General features: G+C 61.6%; 20 protein-coding genes. 12 read left to right on the top strand and 8 right to left on the bottom strand.

Translation table 11 applies throughout. The annotated features are described in order from the left end of the window. Positions 1–2 precede the first annotated feature (2 nt). From ACFRFQ_RS26090 to ACFRFQ_RS26045, 10 genes are all read left to right on the top strand, one after another. Positions 3–875 carry an alpha/beta fold hydrolase gene (locus ACFRFQ_RS26090; protein WP_378664310.1) on the top strand — a complete coding sequence of 291 codons (873 nt, stop codon included), beginning with the start codon at positions 3–5 and terminating at the stop codon, positions 873–875. Between the two features lie 109 nt (positions 876–984). After that, positions 985–1,941 (top strand): NAD(P)-dependent oxidoreductase, encoded by a 957-nt coding sequence (locus ACFRFQ_RS26085; protein WP_378664307.1) that lies wholly within the window; start codon positions 985–987, stop codon positions 1,939–1,941. A gap of 204 nt (positions 1,942–2,145) precedes the next feature. Further along, complete coding sequence (locus ACFRFQ_RS26080; protein ID WP_378664302.1) at positions 2,146–3,129, top strand: ABC transporter substrate-binding protein; 984 nt, start codon at positions 2,146–2,148, stop codon at positions 3,127–3,129. Further along, positions 3,126–3,989: an ABC transporter ATP-binding protein gene (locus ACFRFQ_RS26075; RefSeq protein WP_378664300.1), complete on the top strand. Its 864-nt coding sequence runs from the start codon at positions 3,126–3,128 to the stop codon at positions 3,987–3,989. Before ACFRFQ_RS26080 ends, ACFRFQ_RS26075 begins: the two co-directional genes overlap by 4 nt. Continuing rightward, on the top strand, positions 3,986–4,822 hold the full coding sequence (locus tag ACFRFQ_RS26070; protein WP_378664297.1) for an ABC transporter permease: 837 nt from the start codon (positions 3,986–3,988) through the stop codon (positions 4,820–4,822). The genes ACFRFQ_RS26075 and ACFRFQ_RS26070 overlap by 4 nt, the downstream gene beginning before the upstream one ends. 13 nt (positions 4,823–4,835) lie before the next feature. Further along, complete coding sequence (locus ACFRFQ_RS26065; protein WP_378664294.1) at positions 4,836–5,621, top strand: class II aldolase/adducin family protein; 786 nt, start codon at positions 4,836–4,838, stop codon at positions 5,619–5,621. A 150-nt stretch (positions 5,622–5,771) separates the two neighbouring features. Next, positions 5,772–6,782 (top strand): NAD(P)/FAD-dependent oxidoreductase, encoded by a 1,011-nt coding sequence (locus tag ACFRFQ_RS26060; RefSeq protein ID WP_378664291.1) that lies wholly within the window; start codon positions 5,772–5,774, stop codon positions 6,780–6,782. Positions 6,783–6,785: 3 nt separating this feature from the next. Then, on the top strand, positions 6,786–7,106 hold the full coding sequence (locus tag ACFRFQ_RS26055) for a DUF362 domain-containing protein (RefSeq protein ID WP_279162962.1): 321 nt from the start codon (positions 6,786–6,788) through the stop codon (positions 7,104–7,106). Next, complete coding sequence (locus ACFRFQ_RS26050; RefSeq protein WP_378664287.1) at positions 7,106–7,930, top strand: alpha/beta fold hydrolase; 825 nt, start codon at positions 7,106–7,108, stop codon at positions 7,928–7,930. Before ACFRFQ_RS26055 ends, ACFRFQ_RS26050 begins: the two co-directional genes overlap by 1 nt. Before the next feature lie 167 nt (positions 7,931–8,097). Beyond that, positions 8,098–9,015 (top strand): IclR family transcriptional regulator, encoded by a 918-nt coding sequence (locus ACFRFQ_RS26045; protein WP_378664284.1) that lies wholly within the window; start codon positions 8,098–8,100, stop codon positions 9,013–9,015. Between the two features lie 11 nt (positions 9,016–9,026). On the opposite strand, the gene ACFRFQ_RS26040 is transcribed toward ACFRFQ_RS26045, so the two are convergent. The 5 genes from ACFRFQ_RS26040 to ACFRFQ_RS26020 all read right to left on the bottom strand — a co-directional run bounded on the left by ACFRFQ_RS26040 (position 9,027) and on the right by ACFRFQ_RS26020 (position 15,808). Continuing rightward, entirely contained in the window at positions 9,027–10,550 is a 1,524-nt protein-coding gene (locus tag ACFRFQ_RS26040; RefSeq protein ID WP_378664281.1) for an AMP-binding protein, read from the bottom strand. A gap of 15 nt (positions 10,551–10,565) precedes the next feature. Then, positions 10,566–11,513: a zinc-binding alcohol dehydrogenase family protein gene (locus ACFRFQ_RS26035; protein WP_378664278.1), complete on the bottom strand. Its 948-nt coding sequence runs from the start codon at positions 11,511–11,513 to the stop codon at positions 10,566–10,568. A gap of 49 nt (positions 11,514–11,562) precedes the next feature. Beyond that, entirely contained in the window at positions 11,563–13,899 is a 2,337-nt protein-coding gene (locus ACFRFQ_RS26030) for a CoA transferase (RefSeq protein WP_378664275.1), read from the bottom strand. A 119-nt stretch (positions 13,900–14,018) separates the two neighbouring features. Continuing rightward, a complete protein-coding gene (locus ACFRFQ_RS26025; protein ID WP_378664273.1) occupies positions 14,019–14,990 on the bottom strand; it encodes an ABC transporter substrate-binding protein in 972 nt (323 codons plus the stop codon). A 26-nt stretch (positions 14,991–15,016) separates the two neighbouring features. Further along, positions 15,017–15,808 carry an enoyl-CoA hydratase/isomerase family protein gene (locus tag ACFRFQ_RS26020; protein ID WP_378664270.1) on the bottom strand — a complete coding sequence of 264 codons (792 nt, stop codon included), beginning with the start codon at positions 15,806–15,808 and terminating at the stop codon, positions 15,017–15,019. A gap of 193 nt (positions 15,809–16,001) precedes the next feature. Here ACFRFQ_RS26020 and tgt point away from each other — a divergent pair, with 193 nt between their 5' ends. Then, the gene (gene tgt, locus ACFRFQ_RS26015) at positions 16,002–17,291 is read left to right on the top strand and encodes a tRNA guanosine(34) transglycosylase Tgt (RefSeq protein WP_378664267.1); all 1,290 of its coding nucleotides are present in this window, start codon (positions 16,002–16,004) and stop codon (positions 17,289–17,291) included. Here tgt and ACFRFQ_RS26010 read toward each other — a convergent pair. Further along, a complete protein-coding gene (locus ACFRFQ_RS26010; protein WP_378664264.1) occupies positions 17,282–18,007 on the bottom strand; it encodes a queuosine precursor transporter in 726 nt (241 codons plus the stop codon). The genes tgt and ACFRFQ_RS26010 overlap by 10 nt on opposite strands. A 127-nt stretch (positions 18,008–18,134) precedes the next feature. Then, positions 18,135–19,112 (bottom strand): hypothetical protein, encoded by a 978-nt coding sequence (locus tag ACFRFQ_RS26005; protein WP_378664262.1) that lies wholly within the window; start codon positions 19,110–19,112, stop codon positions 18,135–18,137. A gap of 156 nt (positions 19,113–19,268) precedes the next feature. Between ACFRFQ_RS26005 and ACFRFQ_RS26000 the strand changes: the two genes are divergently transcribed. Further along, entirely contained in the window at positions 19,269–19,853 is a 585-nt protein-coding gene (locus ACFRFQ_RS26000; RefSeq protein ID WP_378664259.1) for a DUF4190 domain-containing protein, read from the top strand. Here ACFRFQ_RS26000 and ACFRFQ_RS25995 read toward each other — a convergent pair. Then, complete coding sequence (locus ACFRFQ_RS25995; protein ID WP_378664256.1) at positions 19,850–20,641, bottom strand: EAL domain-containing protein; 792 nt, start codon at positions 20,639–20,641, stop codon at positions 19,850–19,852. The two genes, ACFRFQ_RS26000 and ACFRFQ_RS25995, sit on opposite strands and share 4 nt — an antisense overlap. Positions 20,642–20,655 lie beyond the last annotated feature (14 nt).

Genomic DNA, 20,655 nt, shown 5'->3' with positions numbered 1-20,655 from the left:
TGATGACAATCTGGAACGAACTTGCCGGGCTCGATTTCGAGTTGACGACCGTCGACGCCGGCGGTGTACCCACGCGCTCGCTGCAGGCAGGATCCGGTGACGAGGCCGTGATCTTCCTGCACGGCACCAGCGGACACCTCGAGGCATTTGCACGCAATATTGCACCGCATGCCGAGTCCTACCGGGTTCACGCGATCGACATGCTCGGCCATGGTTACACCGGCAAGCCTGATTACCCGTACGAGATTCCGCGTTACGTCGAGCATTTGGTGAACTACCTCGACGCCGTCGGACTGGATCGTGTGCACTTGGTGGGCGAAAGCCTCGGTGGTTGGGTCGCTGCCTACCTGGCCAGCGAGCAGCCCGAACGTGTGCTGTCGCTGCAGTTGCTGGCAGCAGGCGGAACAGTCGCGAACCCGGTGGTCATGGAGCGCATCAAGACGTCGACCGCGAAGGCCGTCCAGAGCGACGACATCGAATTGACCCGCGCTCGCATGCAGTTGCTCATGCATGATCCGGTCAACGCGACGGAGGAACTGGTTCAGGCTCGTCACCGGATCTACCATCAGCCCGACTTCGTCGCCAACATCCACAACCTCCTTTCCCTGCAGGAGATGGAGGTTCGCCAGCGGAACCTGCTACGTCCGGATCGAATGGCACTCATCAAGGCGCCGACGCTTGTGGTCTGGGGTCAGGAAAATCCGTTCGGTGATGTTCCGGAAGCGAAGAAAATGGCCGAGGATATTCCGGGCGCTCAGCTCGAACTCTACTCGGAGTGCGGTCACTGGCCGCAGCACGAGCAGGCAGCGAAGTACAACCCGCTGAGCCTCGAGTTCTTGGCAAAGGCATCAGCCAGTGCGAAGGCAGCTATCTGAGTAGTTCCTGCCAAACATATTGCCGCGTAATGGAGCCGGCCTCTCGATCGGGAGGCCGGCTCTCGCGTTTTCGAAGCTACAGTCATCGCCTTATCCCGAAGGAGTTTTCGTGAGGAAAGTACTTCTGCTGACGGCCGACGCCGACAACGGACTCGGTACCGCAATCCGTGACGCGGTCGGAGGCGAGGCGGAGGTGGTTCGATTACCCGAGCGCACCACGGAAGCGCTCCGTGCGGAGTTGCCGACGTGCGACGTCGTGGTGGGGGACTGGAGTGGCGATCTGCCACTGGGCCAGAAGGAGGCAGAGCTCGGCCGGAATGTGCTCCTCGTCCAACAGCCCGGTGCCGGAACCAATTTCATCGATGCGGAAGCCTGGCGCGCCGCCGGAGTGCCGGTCGCGAATACCCCCGGTGCAAACGCGAACTCGGTTGCGGAGTGGGCAGTGCTGGCGGCAGGTGCGTTGTGCCGCTCCATGTTCTGGGCGCACAACGAGGTTGTCGATGGTCGCTGGCCACAGGAATCCATCCTGACGCGAGATTGCCGCGATCTGGCGCAGCGCCGGGTCGGAGTAGTAGGTATCGGTTCGATCGGCCGCCGGTGTGCAGAATTGTTTGCCGCCTTCGGTTGCGACGTCTACGTCACCGCGCGTTCGACACCGCGTGACACTGTGGCTGCGACGTTTGTGTCGCTCGAGGAGCTTCTGCCTCTCGCGGATGTCCTGGTGTTAGCCGTCCCGCTTACGGAATCAACTCGGGGACTGATCAGTTCCCGTCGAATTGCGCAGTTGCCCACTGGAGCGATCGTTGTCAATGTGGCGCGCGGCGCTGTCATCGACGACGCGGCATTGGCGCGTGCCCTGCGTTCCAGGCATGTCGGCGGCGCTGCCCTCGACGTGTTCGACGTTGAACCACTACCGATTTCGAGTCCGTTCCGTGGATTCGATTCGACCCTCCTGAGCCCGCACGTCGCCGGCGGCAGCGCCGGAGCGCGTGCGTCGATCTACTCGATGACGGCGCAGAATGTCGCCAGTGCGCTGCGCTCGCAGACAATTCGGTGGACATTGTGATTCGGGGGACATTGTGATCGAAGGCCGTGTTACCGCAGTATTTCGGCCCGCACGTTCCTCCAGGTGCAGTGTTTCGCCGAGGTAAGTTCCTGTCCCCGGTCCGCACGGTGGACCCGGTTGGTTCTCGGGTGTAGGTACACACGGCTAGGTTTGCTCTCCACGACCCGCAACTGCGGCACAGATCACAAACAAAGGTGTGAGTAGATGGCCTCGCTGTCAAAGTTTGGAAGGACTGCTCTTGTTTCGGCTGCGCTGCTGCTGACCGTTGCAACCGGCGCATGCAGCCGCCCGGCGACGCAAAGCACAGCTGATTCCGCCGGAAGTGGACCATTGCGTATCGCAGTCGGAATCGATGCTTCCTATGCTCCGTTCTTCGTGGCGGATCAGGAAGGCATGTTCGATGCTGCCGGTCTGGACGTCGAACTGGTCCAGTTCGGTCGTGGTGGCGAGGCCGTCGACGCACTCTCGACCGGGCAGGTCCAGATCGCCGGTAGCTCCGATACGACAACGATCGCCCAGTTGCGTCAGAATCCGTCGTTGCGCGCGATGTACTCGTACGAGGCGTCGGGTGACTACATCAAGGTCGTGCTACGCAACGGTGTCGACTCACCGGCTGCGATCAAGAAGATGGGCATCGTCCCGGGTCTCAGCCAGATTTCGACGGACAAGTACCTCGCTGCCAACTCCATTGCCCCTGGTTCGGTCGAGATGATCTCGGCGACTCCGACGGACATGCCCGCGCTGCTCAGTCGCGGCGACATCGACGGGTTTGTTCTGTGGGAGCCGTGGCCGGCCACCGCTCTGGATCAGGGAACCGGCCACGTGGTGGCAGTTACCGGAGACTACGGCTGGTTCTATCATCATTGGGCGATTACGACGGCTCCGTGGTTGTCGGCCAACGAAGAGACAGCGCGAACCGTTGCGAAGGTGCTCGACGAGGCAACGCGCAAGGTCGAGTCGGATCCGGGCGTGGCATCGTCCGCGACCAAGGCGGCGGTGAATGTCAGCGAGGATCAGACTATTGCCGCGGTGGACGAGATCGACTTCGCCGTGGTGAATCTCGAAGCTGCGGATGTCGAGTCGGCGCAGTCGATCGTAGATTTCTACAAGTCGATCGGTGTTCTCAGCGACCAGCCGGATCTCGAATCGGCAATGCTTCTGGATTGGTACAAGGATGGTGCACAGTGAGTATCGCAACAAGTAGTTCGACGTCTAGCTCGGCAAACAGTGCGGGGGCAGGTAGCTCCGGCAAGAAGAACACCGGTGTTGCCATCGACGTGGTCGACCTCGGAATCAGCTTCGGGGCGGCGGAGATCGTCGCCGGAATCGACATGCACGTGCAGCCAGGCGAATTCGTCTGTCTGCTCGGACCGAGCGGCTGCGGCAAGTCGACGCTGCTCTCGTCCATGGCCGGTTTCGTGGAACCCAGCGCCGGCGAGATCGTGTGCGACGGAGATGTCGTCGACGGAAGTAACCGCCACGCAGGCATGGTGTTTCAGAGCTCCGAAGCATTGTTCGAATGGATGACCGTGAGCCAGAACGTGGCCTACGGCCCCAGGATGCGTGGAGCGAACCGCAGCGAGCAGGCCGGTATTGCGGCCGAGTACCTCGCGATGGTCGGCTTGCCCCACGCGGGTGCGAAGTTCCCCTCGCAGCTGTCCGGTGGTATGCGGCAACGTGTTCAGATCGCACGAGTTCTTGCCAACCAGCCGTCGTTGGTTCTCATGGACGAGCCGTTCGGTGCGTTGGACGCTCAGACACGTCAGGTTCTGCAGACCGAACTCGACCGTATCTGGCGGCACACCCGATGCACCGTGGTATTCGTGACCCACGATATCGACGAGGCGCTGACGTTGGCTGACCGTGTGATCGTGATGTCGGCCGGCCCGCGGGCCCGGATCAAGAGCGTCTACGAGGTCAATGCGGCTCGTCCGCGAGACCGTAACGATCCCGAGGTGATCGAGCTCTACGAGAAGCTGCGGGACGACATTCGGGCAGAAGTGGTTGCGTCGCTGCGGAACCAGGGAATTGAGGAGGACGAGCTGTGACGGCTGTAGTGACCGGCGGTTCAGCCGGCGTGAGGACAGCGAAGGTGACGCAGACGCAGAAGCGTTCGTCGGCGCGGCGATCCAAGATTGTCAAAGCCACGCTGATGTACGCAGCCTCGGCGGCAATCGGTCTGGGTATCTGGTCGTTCCTGGCATGGTGGTACGGACCGACCACCATTGCATCACCGGCCGAAGTATGGTCGGCGGCACAGGAACTGTGGGAGAGCGGCGTTCTGTGGTCGTCGATCACCGCCTCGGGTCAGCGAATTCTCATCGGCTGGTTCCTGGGTGTCGTGATCGGTGCTCCCGTCGGAATTCTGATGGGCCGCATTGCCATCGTGCGACAGCTCCTCGATCCGTATATCGAGTTCTTCCGGTTCATTCCGCCTATTGCGTTTGTCACCCTTGCCGTTGTCTGGTTCGGCATCGGTGAGACGTCGAAGGTTGTTCTGATCTTCTACACCTCGGTATTCATCGTCACGGTCAGCACGATTGCCGCGACTGTTGCGATCAGCGAGAACAAACTGCAGGCAGCGGCGAATCTTGGCGCCAACAAACTTCAGATCATGAAGACGGTGGTCTTGCCCTCGTCGATCCCCGGCATCGTCACCGGCGCTCGCCTGGCGATGGGCAACAGCTTCCTCACCATCGTGTCGGCGGAGATCGTCGCCGCCGACCAGGGCATCGGTTCGATGATCTGGCAGGCTCGAAACTACGGCCGGATCGACTGGACGTTTGTCGGCATCATCGTTCTTGGCATCATGGGCTTCATCTTCGACAGGATTCTCCGCATTCTGTCCTCGCGATACCTCTCCCGCTACGGCGTCAAATAGTCAGGAGCGCAGCATGAATCACCCGCTGAGCATTGCCGAGCAGGCTGGAATTCCGGGACCCCCCGAGTTCGCCGATGTCGAGAGTGAGCGGCGTCGACGCAAGACCGCCGTCATCGGCGGGTATCGGATCCTGTCGAAATTCGGTTTGGACGAGGGAATTTCGGGACATATCACCGCCCGTGACCCGGAAGACCCGCAGACGTTCTGGACGGCGCCGTTCGGGCGGCACTTCTCCCAGGTCCAGCCGGAAGAATTGCTGCATGTGGCGTCGGACGGCACGGTCATTTCCGGAAACGGACCGCTCAACCGAGCAGCGTTTGTCATCCACAGCAAGGTTCACGAGGCTCGTCCCGACGTGATCGGAGCGGTTCACGCTCACGGTTTGAACGGTAAGGCGTTCTCTTCGCTGCACACGCGGCTTACGCCGATCACTCAGGACGCGTGCGCCTTTCACGAGGATCACTCGATTTACGAGGAGTATCACGGGGTGGCGCTGGACGAAGAGGAGGGGATTCGCATCGCGGATGCCCTCGGATCGAACAAGGCTGTGATCCTCACCAATCACGGTCATCTGACCGTCGGAACCTCCGTGGAAAGCGCGGTGTGGTGGTATGTGTCGATGGAGCGATCGATGCAGGCGGAGTTGACGGCGCGAGCCGCCGGTGATCCGGTTGTCCTGCACGAAAAGATCGCGGCGCAGACTTACGAGGCAGTCGGCACCGAGAAGGTGGGGTGGTTTGCGTACTCGACCATCATCCAGAAGATCGCAGCAGACGAACCCGAGGTATTCGCGCACTGAACTTCTCGTGCACTGAATTCTTGTGAGCATTGGGCCCGTCGACCGAGAGGTCGGCGGGCTCTTTTCGTGTTGTCCCGCAACCGTTACCGAGGTCTGTTGAGCGGACCGGTTTCATTTGCGGGAGTCCGTCGGCGCAATACCGTATCTGGTGTGAACACAACGTCTTCCACGGCGACCGACAACGAGATCGGCGTCGATATTCTGATCATTGGTGCCGGCCCCGCCGGGCTCTACGGCGCGTACTACGCAGGCTTCCGCGGCCTCTCGGTTGCCGTGATCGATGCCCTTGCGGAACCGGGGGGACAGGTCAGTGCGATGTACCCGGAGAAGGCGATCCTCGACATCGCAGGATTCCCTTCGGTCAAGGGGCGCAATCTTATCGAGGGTTTGATGGCGCAGGCTGCCCCGTTCGATCCGGTGTACCTTCTGGGCATGCAGGCTCGTGAGCTGTCGCATGACGACGACGGCCGGGTGCGGATCACCACCAGTACGGGCCAGGTAGTGGTGGCCGGCGCGGTTGTCATCACCGGCGGCATCGGAACCTTCACCCCGCGTCCGTTGGCGAAGGGTTCGGAGTTCATGGATCGGGGGCTGAGTTACTTCGTCCCGGATTTGTCGGCGCACACCGGGAAAGACGTTGTCATCGTCGGTGGCGGCGACAGCGCGTTCGACTGGGCCGTTCACCTGGAACCGATTGCCAAGTCCGTCACCCTGGTTCACCGGCGAGATCGTTTCCGCGCGCACAAATCCACAGTTGCCAAGGTGCAGGAAAGCAGTGTCCAGGTTCTCGTCAACGCCGATGTCTCGGCGGTACGTGGAAACGGGTGGATCGGCGAGGTCGACATCACCCACAAACAAGACAAGAGCACGTCCACGCTGCCCGCTCAATCCGTCATTGCTGCATTGGGATTCACGGCCGACCTCGGTCCGATGATGGAGTGGGGAATCGAGATCGACAATCGCCACATCGCGGTGAATACACGGATGGAGACGAATGTTCCGCGTGTGTATGCCGCCGGGGACATCACGGATTATCCCGGCAAGGTCCGCTTGATTGCCGTCGGTTTCGGTGAAGCCGCTACCGCGGTGAACAACGCTGCGGCAGTGCTGGATCCGGAAGCGGAGATCTTCCCTGGACACTCCACCGAACAGGAGGGTTAGGCCATGGCATTTGTCATCGGTGAAGCATGCATCGACTACACGGACCGATCGTGCATGGAAGAATGCCCTGTGGATTGCATCTACGAGGGTGATCGCAAGCTCTACATCAATCCGAACGAATGCATCGACTGCGGCGCCTGTGAATTGGCCTGCCCGGTGGAGGCGATCACCGTCGACCGGAAAGCAGACCCGGATTTCAAGGAAGACAACAAGCGCTTCTTCCTCGAGATCTTGCCTACCCGTAGCGAGCCCGTCGGCAATCCGGGTGGTTCGGCAAAGATCGACATCGTGGGCGTCGATACTCCGATGGTTGCGGCCTTCTGATGGCTAGTGGCCTGCGACTCGGATACGTGGATTCGTCCTTCGGGCAATTGCATTACGCCCAGCAAGGTTCAGGAGAGACGATTCTCCTGCTTCATCAGGCGCCGCGTTCGTGGGACGAGTTCCGCGAGCTCATTCCACTTCTTGCCGACAACTTCCGCGTCGTTGCGATGGACATGCCGGGGTACGGCAACAGCGCTCCGGTGCCCGGCCCGCAGACCATCGAGACCTATGCGCGAGGCGCGTGGGAATTGCTCGACGCCCTGGGCGTCGATCGAGTGACGGTCATCGGCCACCACACCGGCGCGGCAGTGGCGCTCGAGATGGCGGCATCACGCCCCGAGAGGGTGCACGCTGCCGTGCTCTCGTCGTGCCCGTGGACCGACCGCAACTACCGTGAGGGGCACTCGGGACCCGGTGGGATCGACTGCGTCGACCGGGCCGCAGACGGTAGCCATCTCACCAGGCTGTGGGAGATGCGTCGCCCCTACTACCCGGAACCAGGCACCGCGCTGCTCGACAGGTTCATCCGAGACGCGCTTGCCTACCGGGTCGATCCGGCGGAGGGGCACAAAGCCTGCGCCCGCTATGTCATGGAGGCGAGAATCGGTTCGGTGACTGCGCCGGTTCTGCTGATCGGCGCGCAGAAGGATCCCTTCTCGATGCCTAACGTTGCGCCTTTGCGTGCACACCTGACGGGTGCGGCAGTCGTGGAAACGGAGATCGTCGAATCGGGGACCGTCGCGCTCGTCGAGGAGCACGCCCCGCAGATTGCAAATGCCGTCCGCATGTTTCTGAAGAATTACGCAGGTAGACGCCCCGTGTAAACTCTGCGGGACGGGTTCACTGAGCGGACCGTGTGGCGTGCGTCTCATCGTATGATCACCATAGTGTCGGTTCCGAAAGCACCTGCACCCATCGAGCACCCCCGACTGATTCGGTCGCTGTGGCGCTCGGACTGGCAGGCTGTCACAGATCGTTCAGGAGGACACTCATGGCCGCTCCACAACAATCCGTCGGGTTCGGATCAGTACTGCCCATCGCGCCCAGAACTGCTGCGCCGATGACGGCTGCACCGGCGCAGCCCGCCGGGGAACTGTCCTCGGTTCTGGGCAAGGCTCGAATGATCCTGGACGCTTTCGACACCGACCACAGTGACCTTTCTCTGACGGAGCTCACTCGGCGCAGTGGGGTCGCAAAAGCGACGGTTCACCGGTTGGCCGGCGAGCTGGTCGAGTGGGGTTTGCTCGAGCGCGCGGGTACCAAGTACCGGCTCGGCCTGCGATTGTTCGAGCTGGGCCAATTGGTGCCGCGTCAGCGGATTCTGCGCGACGCGGCGCTGCCGTACATGGAGGACCTGCTGCTGGCGACGCAGGAGACGGTTCACTTTGCGGTTCGTGACGGCATCGACGTCCTGTACATCGAGAAGATCATCGGACACCGCGGGCTCAATCAGCAGTCGCGAGTGGCCGGTCGGCTCCCGCTGTACTGCACCGCCACCGGCAAGATCATCCTTGCCTTCTCCCCGCAATCGGTCTTCGACGAGGTAGTCGAGCAGGGTTTCACAGCTTTGACCAGTCGAACGACGATGTCCGTCAGCGTGCTGCGCCAACAAACCGAGCGGATGCGTAAGGAACAACTCGCGGTGGAGGTCGAGGAGACACGGCTCGGGTACATGAGTGTCGCAGTACCGGTGTTCAGCGGCCCGCGCACTCTGGCCGGCGCGTTGTCTGTGACAGCGCCGACGGCTCGCCTCAACGTCAGCCGCATCACCGGGGCCCTGCGCACTGCGGGCGCCGGAATCACCCGAAAACTCCATGCCATGAAGTGCACACATTCGCCGAGCGACCCGCTGGCCCTGCGCACGATCTGCAGTCCGGTGATGTGTTCGTTCAACGGTTGCGGCAAGTAGCAAGGCGCGGTTTACCGCCGGGCGCGGAACACGCTCTTCTCGCAGTCCCAGGTGTGTGGGCCGACGCCCCTCTCGCGTAGCACTGCTTTCTGTACCTTCCCGGTTTCGGTGAGTGGCAACGTGTCCACGACGTCGATGTACCGGGGAAGGGCAAAGTACGGCAGCTGTTGCTGGGAGAACTCCAGAATCGAGATGGGGTCGAAAGATACTCCGGGGCGCAGTATTACAGCTGCCATGACGTCGTCCTCGGCCAGGTCCGACGGTACCGGGAAGACGGTAACCTGGCCGACCGACGGATGCAGCGCCAGAACGGTTTCCACCTCGGCCCCGGAAATATTTTCGCCGCGGCGTCGAATCACGTCTTTGATGCGATCGACAAATCGGAACCAGCCATCTGCTTCCCGAATCACTCTGTCGCCGGTGTGTATCCAACTCTCGGGCGCCGGGATCTCCTCGCCCAGATAGCCCAGTGAACAGGCGCCGGGGACCGTGCTGCGGACCACCAGTTCGCCGGGCTCCCCGTCAGCGGCAGCAGTACCGTCGTTGACGACTGCGGCGTCGTAGCCGCTCATCACCCGGCCCATGTACCCGGCCCGCCGATCTCCCGGAAGCGTGCCGATCACGAGATTGGTTTCGGTACTTCCGAATCCGTCCACGAGTTCCACACCGAATCTCTGGGAAAACGGTTCGATCAGATGCGCCGGCGTTGCGGGGGCAAGGGCCACGCGGACGCTGTGCTGGCGGTCTTGCGGCGAAGGGTCCGCGTTCATCAACATGGCCACCATCGCACCCAGCAGGTAGTCGACAGTTGCCCCGATCTTGCGAACGTCGCGCCAGTGATTGCGGACCGAAAAGCGCTGTCCCAGGAAGTAAGTAGATCCGGCCCAGAGGGACTGGACAAAGGCATTGAGAGCATTGGTGTGAAACAGCGGCAGGCAGTTGTACAGCACGTCGTCCCCGGTGAGCCCGAGTGAAGCGCCGACACCTTTGCCCCACTGCAGGAACTGCGCGTGCGGGCATCGGACGCCTCGGGGCAGACCGGTTGTGCCGGAGGTGAAGAGTATCGCGGCCAGGTCGAGCGGATCGAGGGTCTCGGGCTCACAGCCCGGACGTGAACCGGCAGTGGGAACGTTTTGTTCGCCCATAACCCACACAGTGCCGTCGAATCCGGTTATAGCGCCGGAGTATTCGGGTGAAACCAGGATTCGTTGCACGCCAGCTTGTTCGAGTGCGCTGATGACACTGTCGGCGCGGAGGGCAGTATTGAGGGGGACGACAACCGCACCGATCCACGCGCATCCGAGAACAAGGTCTGCCAGTTCGATCCTGTTGCCGGACAGTGCCGCCACACGCTCCCCGCGCCCGACACCGTGATTACGGAGATCCGCCCCCATCGACGCTGCACGATCCCGCAATTCGCGGTAGGTGACCGTGATCCCGTCGACGACGAGGGCCGGGTGCTCCGGACGCTCCGAAGCTCGCCTCCGGATCAGATCCGGAAGCGAGCGTGGAATGGCATGTGCGTCGTGGGGCATGGGTAATTGTATCCCTCAGGGTACGACGACGGCCCGGCCGGCAACCTTGCCCTCACCCATCAACTGCAGTGCCGTGGCGATGTCATCCAACGGAAACTCCTGCACTGCAACGGAAATCTTCCCTTCGATGAGCAGCCGGATCATTTCGGGGGCCAGCTCGGCTTGCCGCGCAGTCTTGCGAATCATGTTGACGGGCAGGATCCGGACGTCGCTGAGCAACCAGTTCGGCAAGTCCAGGGTGAGGCTCTTACCCAACGTGTATCCGATCAGGGCAGCCCGGCCACCGGGGACAACACTCGCCAGAAGGTGCGGCAAGCCGTCGCCGCCAAGCGTGTCGATCACGGCGTCGACGGAAGGCTCGGATCCCAGCACTCCGGCAAGTTCGTCGCCTTGCCCGACGACGGGACGCACACCCTCCGGAAGCAAGGCAGCCTGATCCTCGCGCGGTACAACACCGATAACCTCGGATGCTCCGGCCAGCAGAGCGAACTGTGCTGCCATCGATCCGACAGCGCCGGATGCTCCCGCGACGACAACTCGTTCGCCGGGAGCGACGGCGGCAACGTCGTTGACGGCAACATAGCCGGTTGTGCTGGGCAGGAAGAAGGTTGCGGCGACGGCCGGCGACAGTGCGGGATCAAAGGGTGTGAACGCCTTGTCTGCAGCCACCAGATACTCAGCCCAGCAACCGTTCTTGAACAGGCCGACTCCGCCGCCTCGGACCAGAAGGCGGGTGCCAGGCTCATAGGTGTCGGATTCGATCACCGTCGCAGCTCCGTCTGTTCCGCCGATATGCGGAAGGTTCGGCTTGACTCCGAAATTTCCGCTCGCGACGGTGATGTCGAGATGGCCGAGCGCGGCAGCGTCGATGCGCACCAGCGTCTGACCGGATTCGCGTGGGGGAATGTCGATGTCGTCGATTACCGGTGAAGTGCCGAACTGATGGAGCCGGGCCGCGCGCATTGTGTCTCCTAGTAGCGATCTGTGAATGGATGTACTGAATTGAGTGCGGTCAGGACAGGATCGACTGGTCGCGAAGTTCGGCGATCAGTTCGTCGCTGTAGCCGAGTACCGACTTCAGGACGTCGTCGGTGTCTGCGCCCAGTACCGGCGCAGCGCGGCGGATCGAGCCTGGTTCGGAGTTCCGGCGAACGGGGATGCCCTCGTGGAGGAATGTTCCGGCGAGGGGATGTTCCTGTGCCGAATAGAAACTGCGCGCCCGAAGATGTGGATCGCTCTCGACCAGGTCGCGTCCGTCCTGGACGGTGCCGGACGCAATACCCGCCGATTGCAAGCGGTCCATGACGGTTTCGGGTGACAGAGTCCGGGTCCAGTCGGCGATGGCGTCGTCGATACGCTCGTGATCGGCTTGGCGACTTTCCGCACTCGCGAAGTCAGGGCTGTCGATCCAGTTCTCCGCTCCGATGATGCGGCACAATGCATTCCAGTCCGTGGTATCGCGAACGGCAATCGAGCACCAGCGGTCGCTGCCGAGGCACGGGTACACGCCGTGTGGTGCCAGTTCGTGATGGCTGTTGCCGATCGGATCGGGGGACTGTGACCGAGCGGCTCGGAGAACGCTGGTACCCATGTGCGCTGCCATGGCTTCGAGTTGTGACAGGTCTACATGCTGTCCCCGGCCGGTCCGGTCGCGGTAGTCGAGGGCTGCCAGCATTGCGACGCCGGCTTGCAGTCCGGCGACTATGTCGCCGTGGCCGTAGATGACGCCGACAACGTCATCGGCGTTCCAGCCGGTCAGTGAGGTCAATCCGGTACTTGCCGAAACGATGTCGGCATAGGACACCCAGTCCTTGCGGGGGCCGGTGTGACCCATCCCGGACATCGACACGTAGATGATGTCCGGGTTGAGCTCCCGCAGTTGTTCGTAGCCGAGCCCCATCTTGTCCATGACCGACGAGCTGAAATTCTCGACCACGACGTCGGAGTTCCTGATCAGGTCGCGCAGTACCGAAAGGCCCTCTGCGGATCGGGTATCGAGTGTGATGCTGCGCTTGTTGCGGTTGACGTCGTTGAAGTACCCGCTGGTGTTCGGATTGTCGTGCGGTCCACGCGAGAGATGCATGAACGGTGCAAAGCGAGTCGGGTCCGGGCGTCCGATCGATTCGACCTTGATGACCTCGGCACCGTGGTCGGCAAGGATTCTGGTGCCGTACGGGCCCGCCAGCACCCACGTGAGATCCAGGACGCGGACACCTTCGAGGCTGGGCGTGCTGTCACCGCTGAACTCGTGGGTTTCGTTCACTGCCACAGGCGAGGTGGCCTTCAAGAGTTCCTGATGCTGGCCCAACCGGGCAGCCTCGAGCGTTCCGATGCGCCGGCCTTCGGGGAAAGCGAAGCCGAACCCGAGATCGCGGTAGGTACCGTGATCGCCGGTCACGTCGGTGAAGAAGTCCCGGTCGTTGAGTTGCGGGTTACGCAGCAGTTCTTCGGGTCGGTCGACCGCTGCCCACGGCAACTTGCGTGACTGCGCGCTGACCGCGAATTCTTCCTTCGGCCACTTCGCGATGAAGGCGGACAGAACGTCGAAAATGTGTTCCTGATGCGTCTTTCGGTAGACAGCGTCGGACCATTCCGGTTGATCGAGATCGTCCTGAGCATCGTTGTCGATCAGCCAGGCCAGCATGCCGTCCCACATGCGGGGGCTACCGCCGAGGCCGCCACCGACATAGCCGTCGGCGGCCTGGAACAGTCCGTGCGGAACGAGCGGATGTACCCGGCCCGGACGCGGCGGGACGCGGTCTTCGTGAATGTAGGCAAGAGTGCCCGCTTCCAGCGCGGCGGCAACACATTCCTGAGCGCTGATCTCCAGCAACGGGTTCTGGCCCTTGGACCGCGAACGCAGTCCGAGAAGCACGCCGATTGCGGCATTGATTCCGGCGAGTTGCTCAGCCTGGAGTTCGGGGAGCAGCAGTGGAGGGTGCTCGGGGTCGCCGACCTGGGCCATCATCCCGCCGAGTGCCGCGACAGTCAGATTTGTTGCCTTCCAGTCACTTCGCGGTCCGGTTGTGCCGAAGGGTGTCACTCGTACGTGAACGAGAGATCCTCGGTTGTCGAGTAGAGTGCCGGCCGGGCTGCCGTCGAGCAGGACGTCGGCACTGCGCAGCAGTGCTTCGAACGCGGGGCGATCGTTGCTGTCGTCGATATCGAGGACAACGGACTTCTTGCCCGCATGCCAATGCAAGTACGAATCACCCTGGGACTCGGTGCGACTGGGGTCACCGGTGGGTGGTTCTACCAGAATGACCTCGAAACCCAGCCCGACCAGGATGCGCCCGGCGAATCGCGCAAACGGACTGGAAATCTCTACGACCCGTACCGGGGGATGCACCACAACTACTCCGTTTCAATCGAAAGATATCGCCGAACCGACTGGTGTCGAACGTAGTTCTGCGGGCCGGTGGGCGACATGATTTCGGTCTGCCCACCGGACCCGTTCTCACTCTCCGCTCAGGCGGCGTTCTGCTCGAACCATCCCGAGAGGAGGACAGCGGACGGATCGATGTCCGCGGAGATCTTGCCCTGCTCGCGGAAGAACGCAACAAGTTCGTTTGCACGCTCCACGTCGTCATCGGTGAATCCGCGTCCACCGAAATCGATTTGGGTCACCCGGTCTGCGGCTTCGGCCGGGTCCATCTGGATGGCCGCGGCGATTGCGGTTGCAGCCCGATCGGGATCCGAGTTCACGATTGCCGACGCTTCGGAGATCACCTTGAACACCTTGCCTGCGGTTTCTTCGTTCGCGGACAACCAGTTGTCCGAGGCGATAATCCACTGCGCGTACTTGGCGCCGAAGTCGCCGGTCGTGGCAACAACGCGTCCACCGGTATTGACACTCTGCGTCACCCAGGGGTCGAAGGACAGGAAGCCGTCGATGTCACCGCGCGCCAGCAAAGCAGGCTGTTCGGGCGGGCTTGTGCTCACGAGTGTGACCGTCGTGGGGTCGATGCCGAGACTGGCCAGGTACTGGTTCGTGAAGTAGAGACCGATGCCGGGGAAGACGCCCATGGTCTTGATCGACTTCGGTTCGACGCCATTCCTCAGCACGACCTGGAAGTACCGGTCGGATTCCTGAAATACGCCCAGCGCCCGCAGGCTCGGATTGGCGGCCATGACGGACAGTGCCGTCGAGTCGGCATTGCCGGAGAGTTCCGAGGTTCCGGCTACGACGTTCTGGGCGCCGGCTGCCCCGCCTTCGGTCTGGATGACCTGGACGTCGAGGCCGGCGGCCTCGAACATGCCCTCGTGGTCGGCGAGGAAAATCGGGGCGTACGACGGGTCTACACCTACCGCGATCCGTACCAGGCCGCCACTTTCCGCGGAGTTGTCGGTAGCGGGGCGGGTGCATCCGCTGACGGCGATCGTCAGGGCGGCGAGAGAAGCGACTGCGCCCACCCATTTCTTCTGAAATCTGTTGAGCATGATGGCCTCTCGGTAAATGGGAGCTTTCAGTGTCCAGTGAAGGTGGGGGGCCGCTTGTCGAGGAATGACTGAAGTCCCTCAGCAGCGTCGTCCGTCTTGATCAGGTCGAGCACGGCATCGAATTCGAGGTCCAGTGCTTGATCGAGTGGCAACGACATGCCGTCGTCGACAATGCGTTTGATCATTCCGATGGTGGCAGTGGGTTTCGACGCGAGGTCGCGCGCAAGGTCGGCACAACGTGCATCGAGGTCGGCGTCTGCAACGACGGTGTCGACCAGGCCGATATCGAGTGCATGCTCGGCGCTGAGTCGCTTGCCTTCGATCATGAGCACTTTGGCTCGGTGAGCGCCGATGAGGCGTGGAAGTCGTTGGCTGCCACCGGCACCCGGAAACAGCCCAAGGTCGATCTCGGGGAAGCCGATGGTCGCCGACTGCGCCATGATGCGGAAGTCGCAGGCCAACGTCAGTTCTGCTCCGCCGCCGAGTGCGTGTCCGTTGATCTTCGCGACAACAGGTTTGGGAGCCGTCTCGAGGATCCGCTGTACGTCGACCCACGGACGCATTGCGCGCTGAGTTTCTTCCGTCAGCTCACGCATCACGGTGATGTCCGCACCGGCGACGAAGAACCGTCCCGTGCCCGTCATGACAATGGCGCGGACGGTCTGGTCCGACGCGAGTACCGGCAGTATCTCCAGAAGCTCGGCGATCAGGCTGGGATTGAACGCGTTGGCTGGAGGTTTGTCGATAGTCACGGTGGCAATCGAGTCTGTGACGTCGACGGTGACGAAGTTGTAGGTCTGGCCGGTCTGTCTCGTCAAGTGAGCTCCTGTCAGCGGGTTGGCGGGGTACACCGGTCGAGCCGGGGGATGTGTAGTGGGAAGTATGGTGTGGGACTCTCACGCGGCGGTACCGCTCGGGTTCGGTCAGTAGACCAATGTCAGATGGTGATCGCGTAGGACTTTTCTTTGCTGTGATCACGGCGATATTTGCTCCTGTGACAGGATTGAGTCCGTGACTTCTGCAGTTCCGACCCAGCCCGAGCCCGCTGTCGACAAGCGTCCCGAGTCGATCTTCACGATAGGGACCAGGCTCGAGGACCAGCTTGGGCGTACCGGCACCATCCACACGCCGCACGGCGACATCGCAACGCCGTCGTTCGTGGCCGTCGGAACCAAGGCGACGGTCAAGGCCGTTCTGCCCGAGTCCATGAAAGAACTCGGTGCGCAATCGCTGCTCGCCAACGCGTACCACCTGTACCTGCAGCCGGGACCTGACATCGTCGACGAGGCCGGTGGACTGGGCAAGTTCATGAACTGGGATGGACCCACCTTCACGGACAGCGGCGGCTTCCAGGTCATGTCGCTGGGCGTCGGCTTCAAGAAGGTACTCGCGATGGAGGCCGTCGGCGTGCAGTCCGACGACGTGATCGCGAAGGGCAAAGAACGTCTTGCGACGGTCGACGACGAGGGCGTCACGTTCAAATCGCACCTCGACGGCAGCAAGCATCGCTTCACCCCCGAAGTGTCGATGCAGATCCAGCACCAACTCGGCGCCGACATCATGTTCGCGTTCGACGAACTCACCACCCTGCTCAATACCCGCGGCTACCAGGAGCGATCGGTCGAGCGCACACAGGCGTGGGCGATCCGCTGCATCAACGAACACGAGAAGCTCACCGCGGAGCGAGCAGACAAGCCCTATCAGGCTCTCTTCGGCGTGATCCAAGGCGCGCAGTACGAAGATCTGCGTCGCCAAGCCTGCCGCGGCCTCGAATCGATCGAGGGCGAGAACGGCTACGGATTCGACGGCTACGGCATCGGCGGTGCCCTCGAGAAGCAGAACCTCGGCACGATCGTGCGTTGGTGCAACGAGGAACTGCCCGAGCACAAGCCGCGTCACATGCTCGGAATCAGCGAACCCGACGATTTTTTCGTCGCAATCGAGAATGGCGCAGACACCTTCGACTGCGTCAATCCGTCGCGTGTTGCGCGCAATGCCGCGATCTACGTCCGTTCCGGCCGATTCAACATCAACACCAGCCGATTCCGTCGTGACTTCACACCCATCGACGACGAGTGCGACTGCTACACCTGCGCCAACTACACCCGCGCGTACATCCATCACCTCTTCAAAGCGAAGGAAATGCTCGCGTCGACGCTCTGCACCATCCACAACGAGCGATTCACCGTGAAGCTGGTCGACGACATCCGAGCCAGCATCGAAGGCGGGTACTTCCACGACTTCAAAGCCGACATGCTCGGAAAGTTCTACGGCCCGAAGGCCCCGCAAACTCAGGTGTAAGTCGGTTCGCGCTTCTTCACGTAGGCGATGACGCGGTAGGTGATCGGCATGACCAGAACCTCGACAAGGGTCTTCCACAGGAAGCCGACCAACACGTAGTTGATGAAGTCTTCCCACGTGCTGATACCGATAACGCCGGCTGCGATGGAACAGAAGATGAGCGTGTCGGCGAATTCACCGACGACGGTCGAGCCGATCAGACGCGCCCACAGGTGCTTTTCCTGCATGCGCTTCTTCATCATGACCAGAACCAGGGAGTTCAGTAGCTGTCCGACGAGGTAGGCGGCCAAGCCGGCGACCAGGAGTCGGGGAATGACACCGACGACGGTTTCGAGGGCGGCCTGGTTCTCGTAGAACTCCGCCGACGGCAGTTGCACAGCGATCCAGAAACATGCGGCAGCAAGAATCAGTGCGCCGAAGCCGAGATAGATCGCGCGGCGGGTGGCCTTGAAGCCGTAGACCTCACTGAGGACGTCACCGAGAACGTACGCGAGTGGGAAGAGGAAGAACCCGCCGTCGGTGATGACGGGCAGAATCTGCAATGGCCCGAGCGAGAACTCGGAATCCGCGAAGAAGGCGACCCCTTTGGTCGCCGCCACATTCGAGATCAGCAGCGTGGCGGTGAACAACGCAACAATCGTCGGGTAATAACCCGTGCTGACGTGCGCAAATTTGGTCTCGTGGGCGGTTGAGTCTTGCTGATCCTGAGCTGTCACGTCCGCAATCCAAGCACCTCAGGGCGTCTTGAAGCGAGTTGGCGACCGTCCAGTTGCCGTAGAACACACAAACGCCCGGTAGTTCCGCGTGGAACTACCGGGCATTGAGGCAGTGTGATCGAACAGGTCAGATCGCGGCTACGAACCGACCGGTGAGGACGCGGTATGCGTAGGTCGACGCGATCAGTGAGACAGGCACGGTGACCAACAAGCCGATGCCAAGCAAGATTGCTCCGACGATGTTGATGCCGATCAATGCGAGTGCCAGCAGTAGCAGTGGGCCCACGTTCTTGGATGTGATTCCGTAGCTGGACTTGAGGGCACTGACTGCGTCCTGATCCTGGTCCACGACGAACGTCAAGGCGTAATAGGTCAGGAAGATGACTACCAGGCCGGGGATGACGCACAGGACCAGGCCGATGCTCGAAGCAATACCGATGATGACACTTGTGAGAACGATAGCTCCGACGTTCGTGAACTGGGTGAACGATCCGAAGGCAGGTTTGTTGCCGTCGACCTCATGCAGGGCGCCACGAATAAAAGCTGCCTGGATGAGATAACTGACGACTATCGAGATGAGGCTCCCGAGTGCCGCAACAACCGAAGAATTCGGAATGTTGAAGATGAATTGGATTGCGAGACTGACAATGACGGCAGCCAGCACCATCACAACCCAGACCAGCGCGTTGTTCTTGAAGCGCTCCCAGCCGTAGGTCAATGCTGCTCCGACAGAAAGCTGGGGTCCACCGAACCCGGCGCCGTAGTCGTTTGCGGGCGGCGGGGGAAAGTATCCACCCTGCGGCGGGACGTTGCCGGGAGGCGGCGGATATCCACCGGGCGGCGGGTAGTTCCCCTGCGGCGGGGGATAGTTGCCCTGCGGCGGCGGAAAATTCCCCTGTGGGGGTGGGTAGTTGCCGGGCGGCGGGTAATTCCCCGGAGGCGGACCGGCAGGAGAGCCTCCCGTCGGCTGGTATCCACCACCGGGAGGTGTGACTGGCGGTGGGTAGCTACCTGGCGGCGGTGATTGAGGCTGACTGTACGGATCTTGTGGTGATTGGTTTCCGTCGTTCGGATTCTTGTTGGGGTCGTAACCGCCGGTTGTCATTGTTTCCCCTCAGTCGTGAAAGCGCGTCGAAGCGTTCGAGCCAGACAGTGCATTCGAGTGTGACAGTGATTACGACCTTAACCGCCACTAGCGATAGATGTTGGTGTCACTTGTGCACTCGTGTGTCGTTGTCACCTGTGGTTTAGGCTGCGTTTCATGACGAGTTCCGGGGAGAACGGCGAGATATCTCCAGATGAATACGTGGCAAAGCCCGGATATGGCGAGGTTCCCAGCCTCCCGCCGGAAGGTTACGGAGATTCCGCGGGGCAAACGCAGTCGTATCGGGAGGCTCCGGCGACACCGTTGCCCACCGAGCAGTACCCGGGTTACCCGCCGCCGTCGTACACCCCGACGCCCGAGTCGCCAGTGCAGTATCAACAACCGCAGTATCAACAACCAGCGTCGTATCAGCAGTTCCAGCAGCCACCGCAGTTCCAGCAGCCACCGCAATTCCAACAGCCACTGCAGTACGGACCGCCGAATCAGTTCGGCGGGTACGTGCAGCCGGTGGGAACGAACGGGCTGGCGATTGCCTCGCTGGTGACGGGGATAGTGGGTGGCTGTTTTTATGGTCTCGGCGCAATTGTCGCGATAATTCTGGGGATCGTCGCGCTCAATCAGATTAAACAAACAGGGCAGGAGGGGCGTGGGCTCGCTATTGCAGGTATTGCCATCGGCGCCTCGATTATCGCCGTGTGGGTGATATTCGTGATTTTTATAGTGGCGGTTAATTCTGTCTAACGCCAGCGTCGATGCTGCGCGGGCGATGCGACTGCCAGCGGTGGTTCCTGAATTGCCGTGGTGTGAGCGTCGGCTGGGAGTGGTTTGCCGAAATAGTAGCCCTGGCCTGTGGTGCACCCCGCACGAATGACCGCTGAAGCCTGGTCCGCAGTCTCGACGCCTTCGGCGATGGACTCCATTCCGAGTTTGTCGGCGATCGCGGCGATGGATTCCATCACGATGAATGCTCGTTCGGACGAGTGCTCCGAGTCACTGAGAGCCCAGGTGAGGCTCTGATCGATCTTCAGAATATCGAGTGGCAGTTCCGACAGTGCCGCAAACGAGGCAAAGCCGGCTCCGAAATCGTCGAGCGCTATCCGGATGCCTTCTTTATGCAGCGTCGCGAGCGTCGCGGCGGCGTTCTGGCCGACGACGCCGAGTTCGGTGACTTCTACGATGACTTTGTTATGCGGTGTGCCGGATCGGTCCAGGGTGTCGAGTATTTCTCGGGCAGCTTCGTTGGTTGACAGCTGGCGTGGCGAGAAATTCACCGCGATATTCAACTGATCATCCCAGTGGGAGATGTGGGTACAGATCAAGTCGAGGGTTTGCAATCCGATAGGAATGATCAAGCCGGACAGTTCGGCTGATCGCATGAAATCTTGCGGTTCGATGACTCCGCGAAGGGGATGGCGCCAGCGGAGGAGGGCTTCGTAGCCGGTAATAACTGAGGTTTCCAGGTGCACCTGGGGTTGGTACAGCACTTCGAATTGATGGTCGTCGAGTGCCTCGCGAAGCTCGCGAACCATGCGGATTCCTTTTC

It is taken from the genome of Rhodococcus sp. NPDC056743, from assembly GCF_042790355.1.
Taxonomy (GTDB): Bacteria; Actinomycetota; Actinomycetes; order Mycobacteriales; family Mycobacteriaceae; genus Rhodococcus_F.
This window is presented reverse-complemented; position numbering and strand designations above follow the sequence as displayed.

What these genes read in the sequence shown, in the direction of transcription:
- ACFRFQ_RS26080 (WP_378664302.1), top strand. Translation starts at nt 2,146, where the DNA reads ATGGCCTCGCTGTCAAAGTTTGGAAGGACTGCTCTTGTTTCGGCTGCG.
- ACFRFQ_RS26090 (WP_378664310.1), top strand. Translation starts at nt 3, where the DNA reads ATGACAATCTGGAACGAACTTGCCGGGCTCGATTTCGAGTTGACGACC.
- ACFRFQ_RS26000 (WP_378664259.1), top strand. Translation starts at nt 19,269, where the DNA reads ATGACGAGTTCCGGGGAGAACGGCGAGATATCTCCAGATGAATACGTG.
- ACFRFQ_RS26040 (WP_378664281.1), bottom strand. Translation starts at nt 10,550, where the DNA reads ATGCCCCACGACGCACATGCCATTCCACGCTCGCTTCCGGATCTGATC.
- ACFRFQ_RS26065 (WP_378664294.1), top strand. Translation starts at nt 4,836, where the DNA reads ATGAATCACCCGCTGAGCATTGCCGAGCAGGCTGGAATTCCGGGACCC.
- ACFRFQ_RS26035 (WP_378664278.1), bottom strand. Translation starts at nt 11,513, where the DNA reads ATGCGCGCGGCCCGGCTCCATCAGTTCGGCACTTCACCGGTAATCGAC.
- ACFRFQ_RS26055 (WP_279162962.1), top strand. Translation starts at nt 6,786, where the DNA reads ATGGCATTTGTCATCGGTGAAGCATGCATCGACTACACGGACCGATCG.
- ACFRFQ_RS26005 (WP_378664262.1), bottom strand. Translation starts at nt 19,112, where the DNA reads ATGACAACCGGCGGTTACGACCCCAACAAGAATCCGAACGACGGAAAC.
- ACFRFQ_RS26045 (WP_378664284.1), top strand. Translation starts at nt 8,098, where the DNA reads ATGGCCGCTCCACAACAATCCGTCGGGTTCGGATCAGTACTGCCCATC.
- ACFRFQ_RS25995 (WP_378664256.1), bottom strand. Translation starts at nt 20,641, where the DNA reads ATGGTTCGCGAGCTTCGCGAGGCACTCGACGACCATCAATTCGAAGTG.
- ACFRFQ_RS26050 (WP_378664287.1), top strand. Translation starts at nt 7,106, where the DNA reads ATGGCTAGTGGCCTGCGACTCGGATACGTGGATTCGTCCTTCGGGCAA.
- ACFRFQ_RS26025 (WP_378664273.1), bottom strand. Translation starts at nt 14,990, where the DNA reads ATGCTCAACAGATTTCAGAAGAAATGGGTGGGCGCAGTCGCTTCTCTC.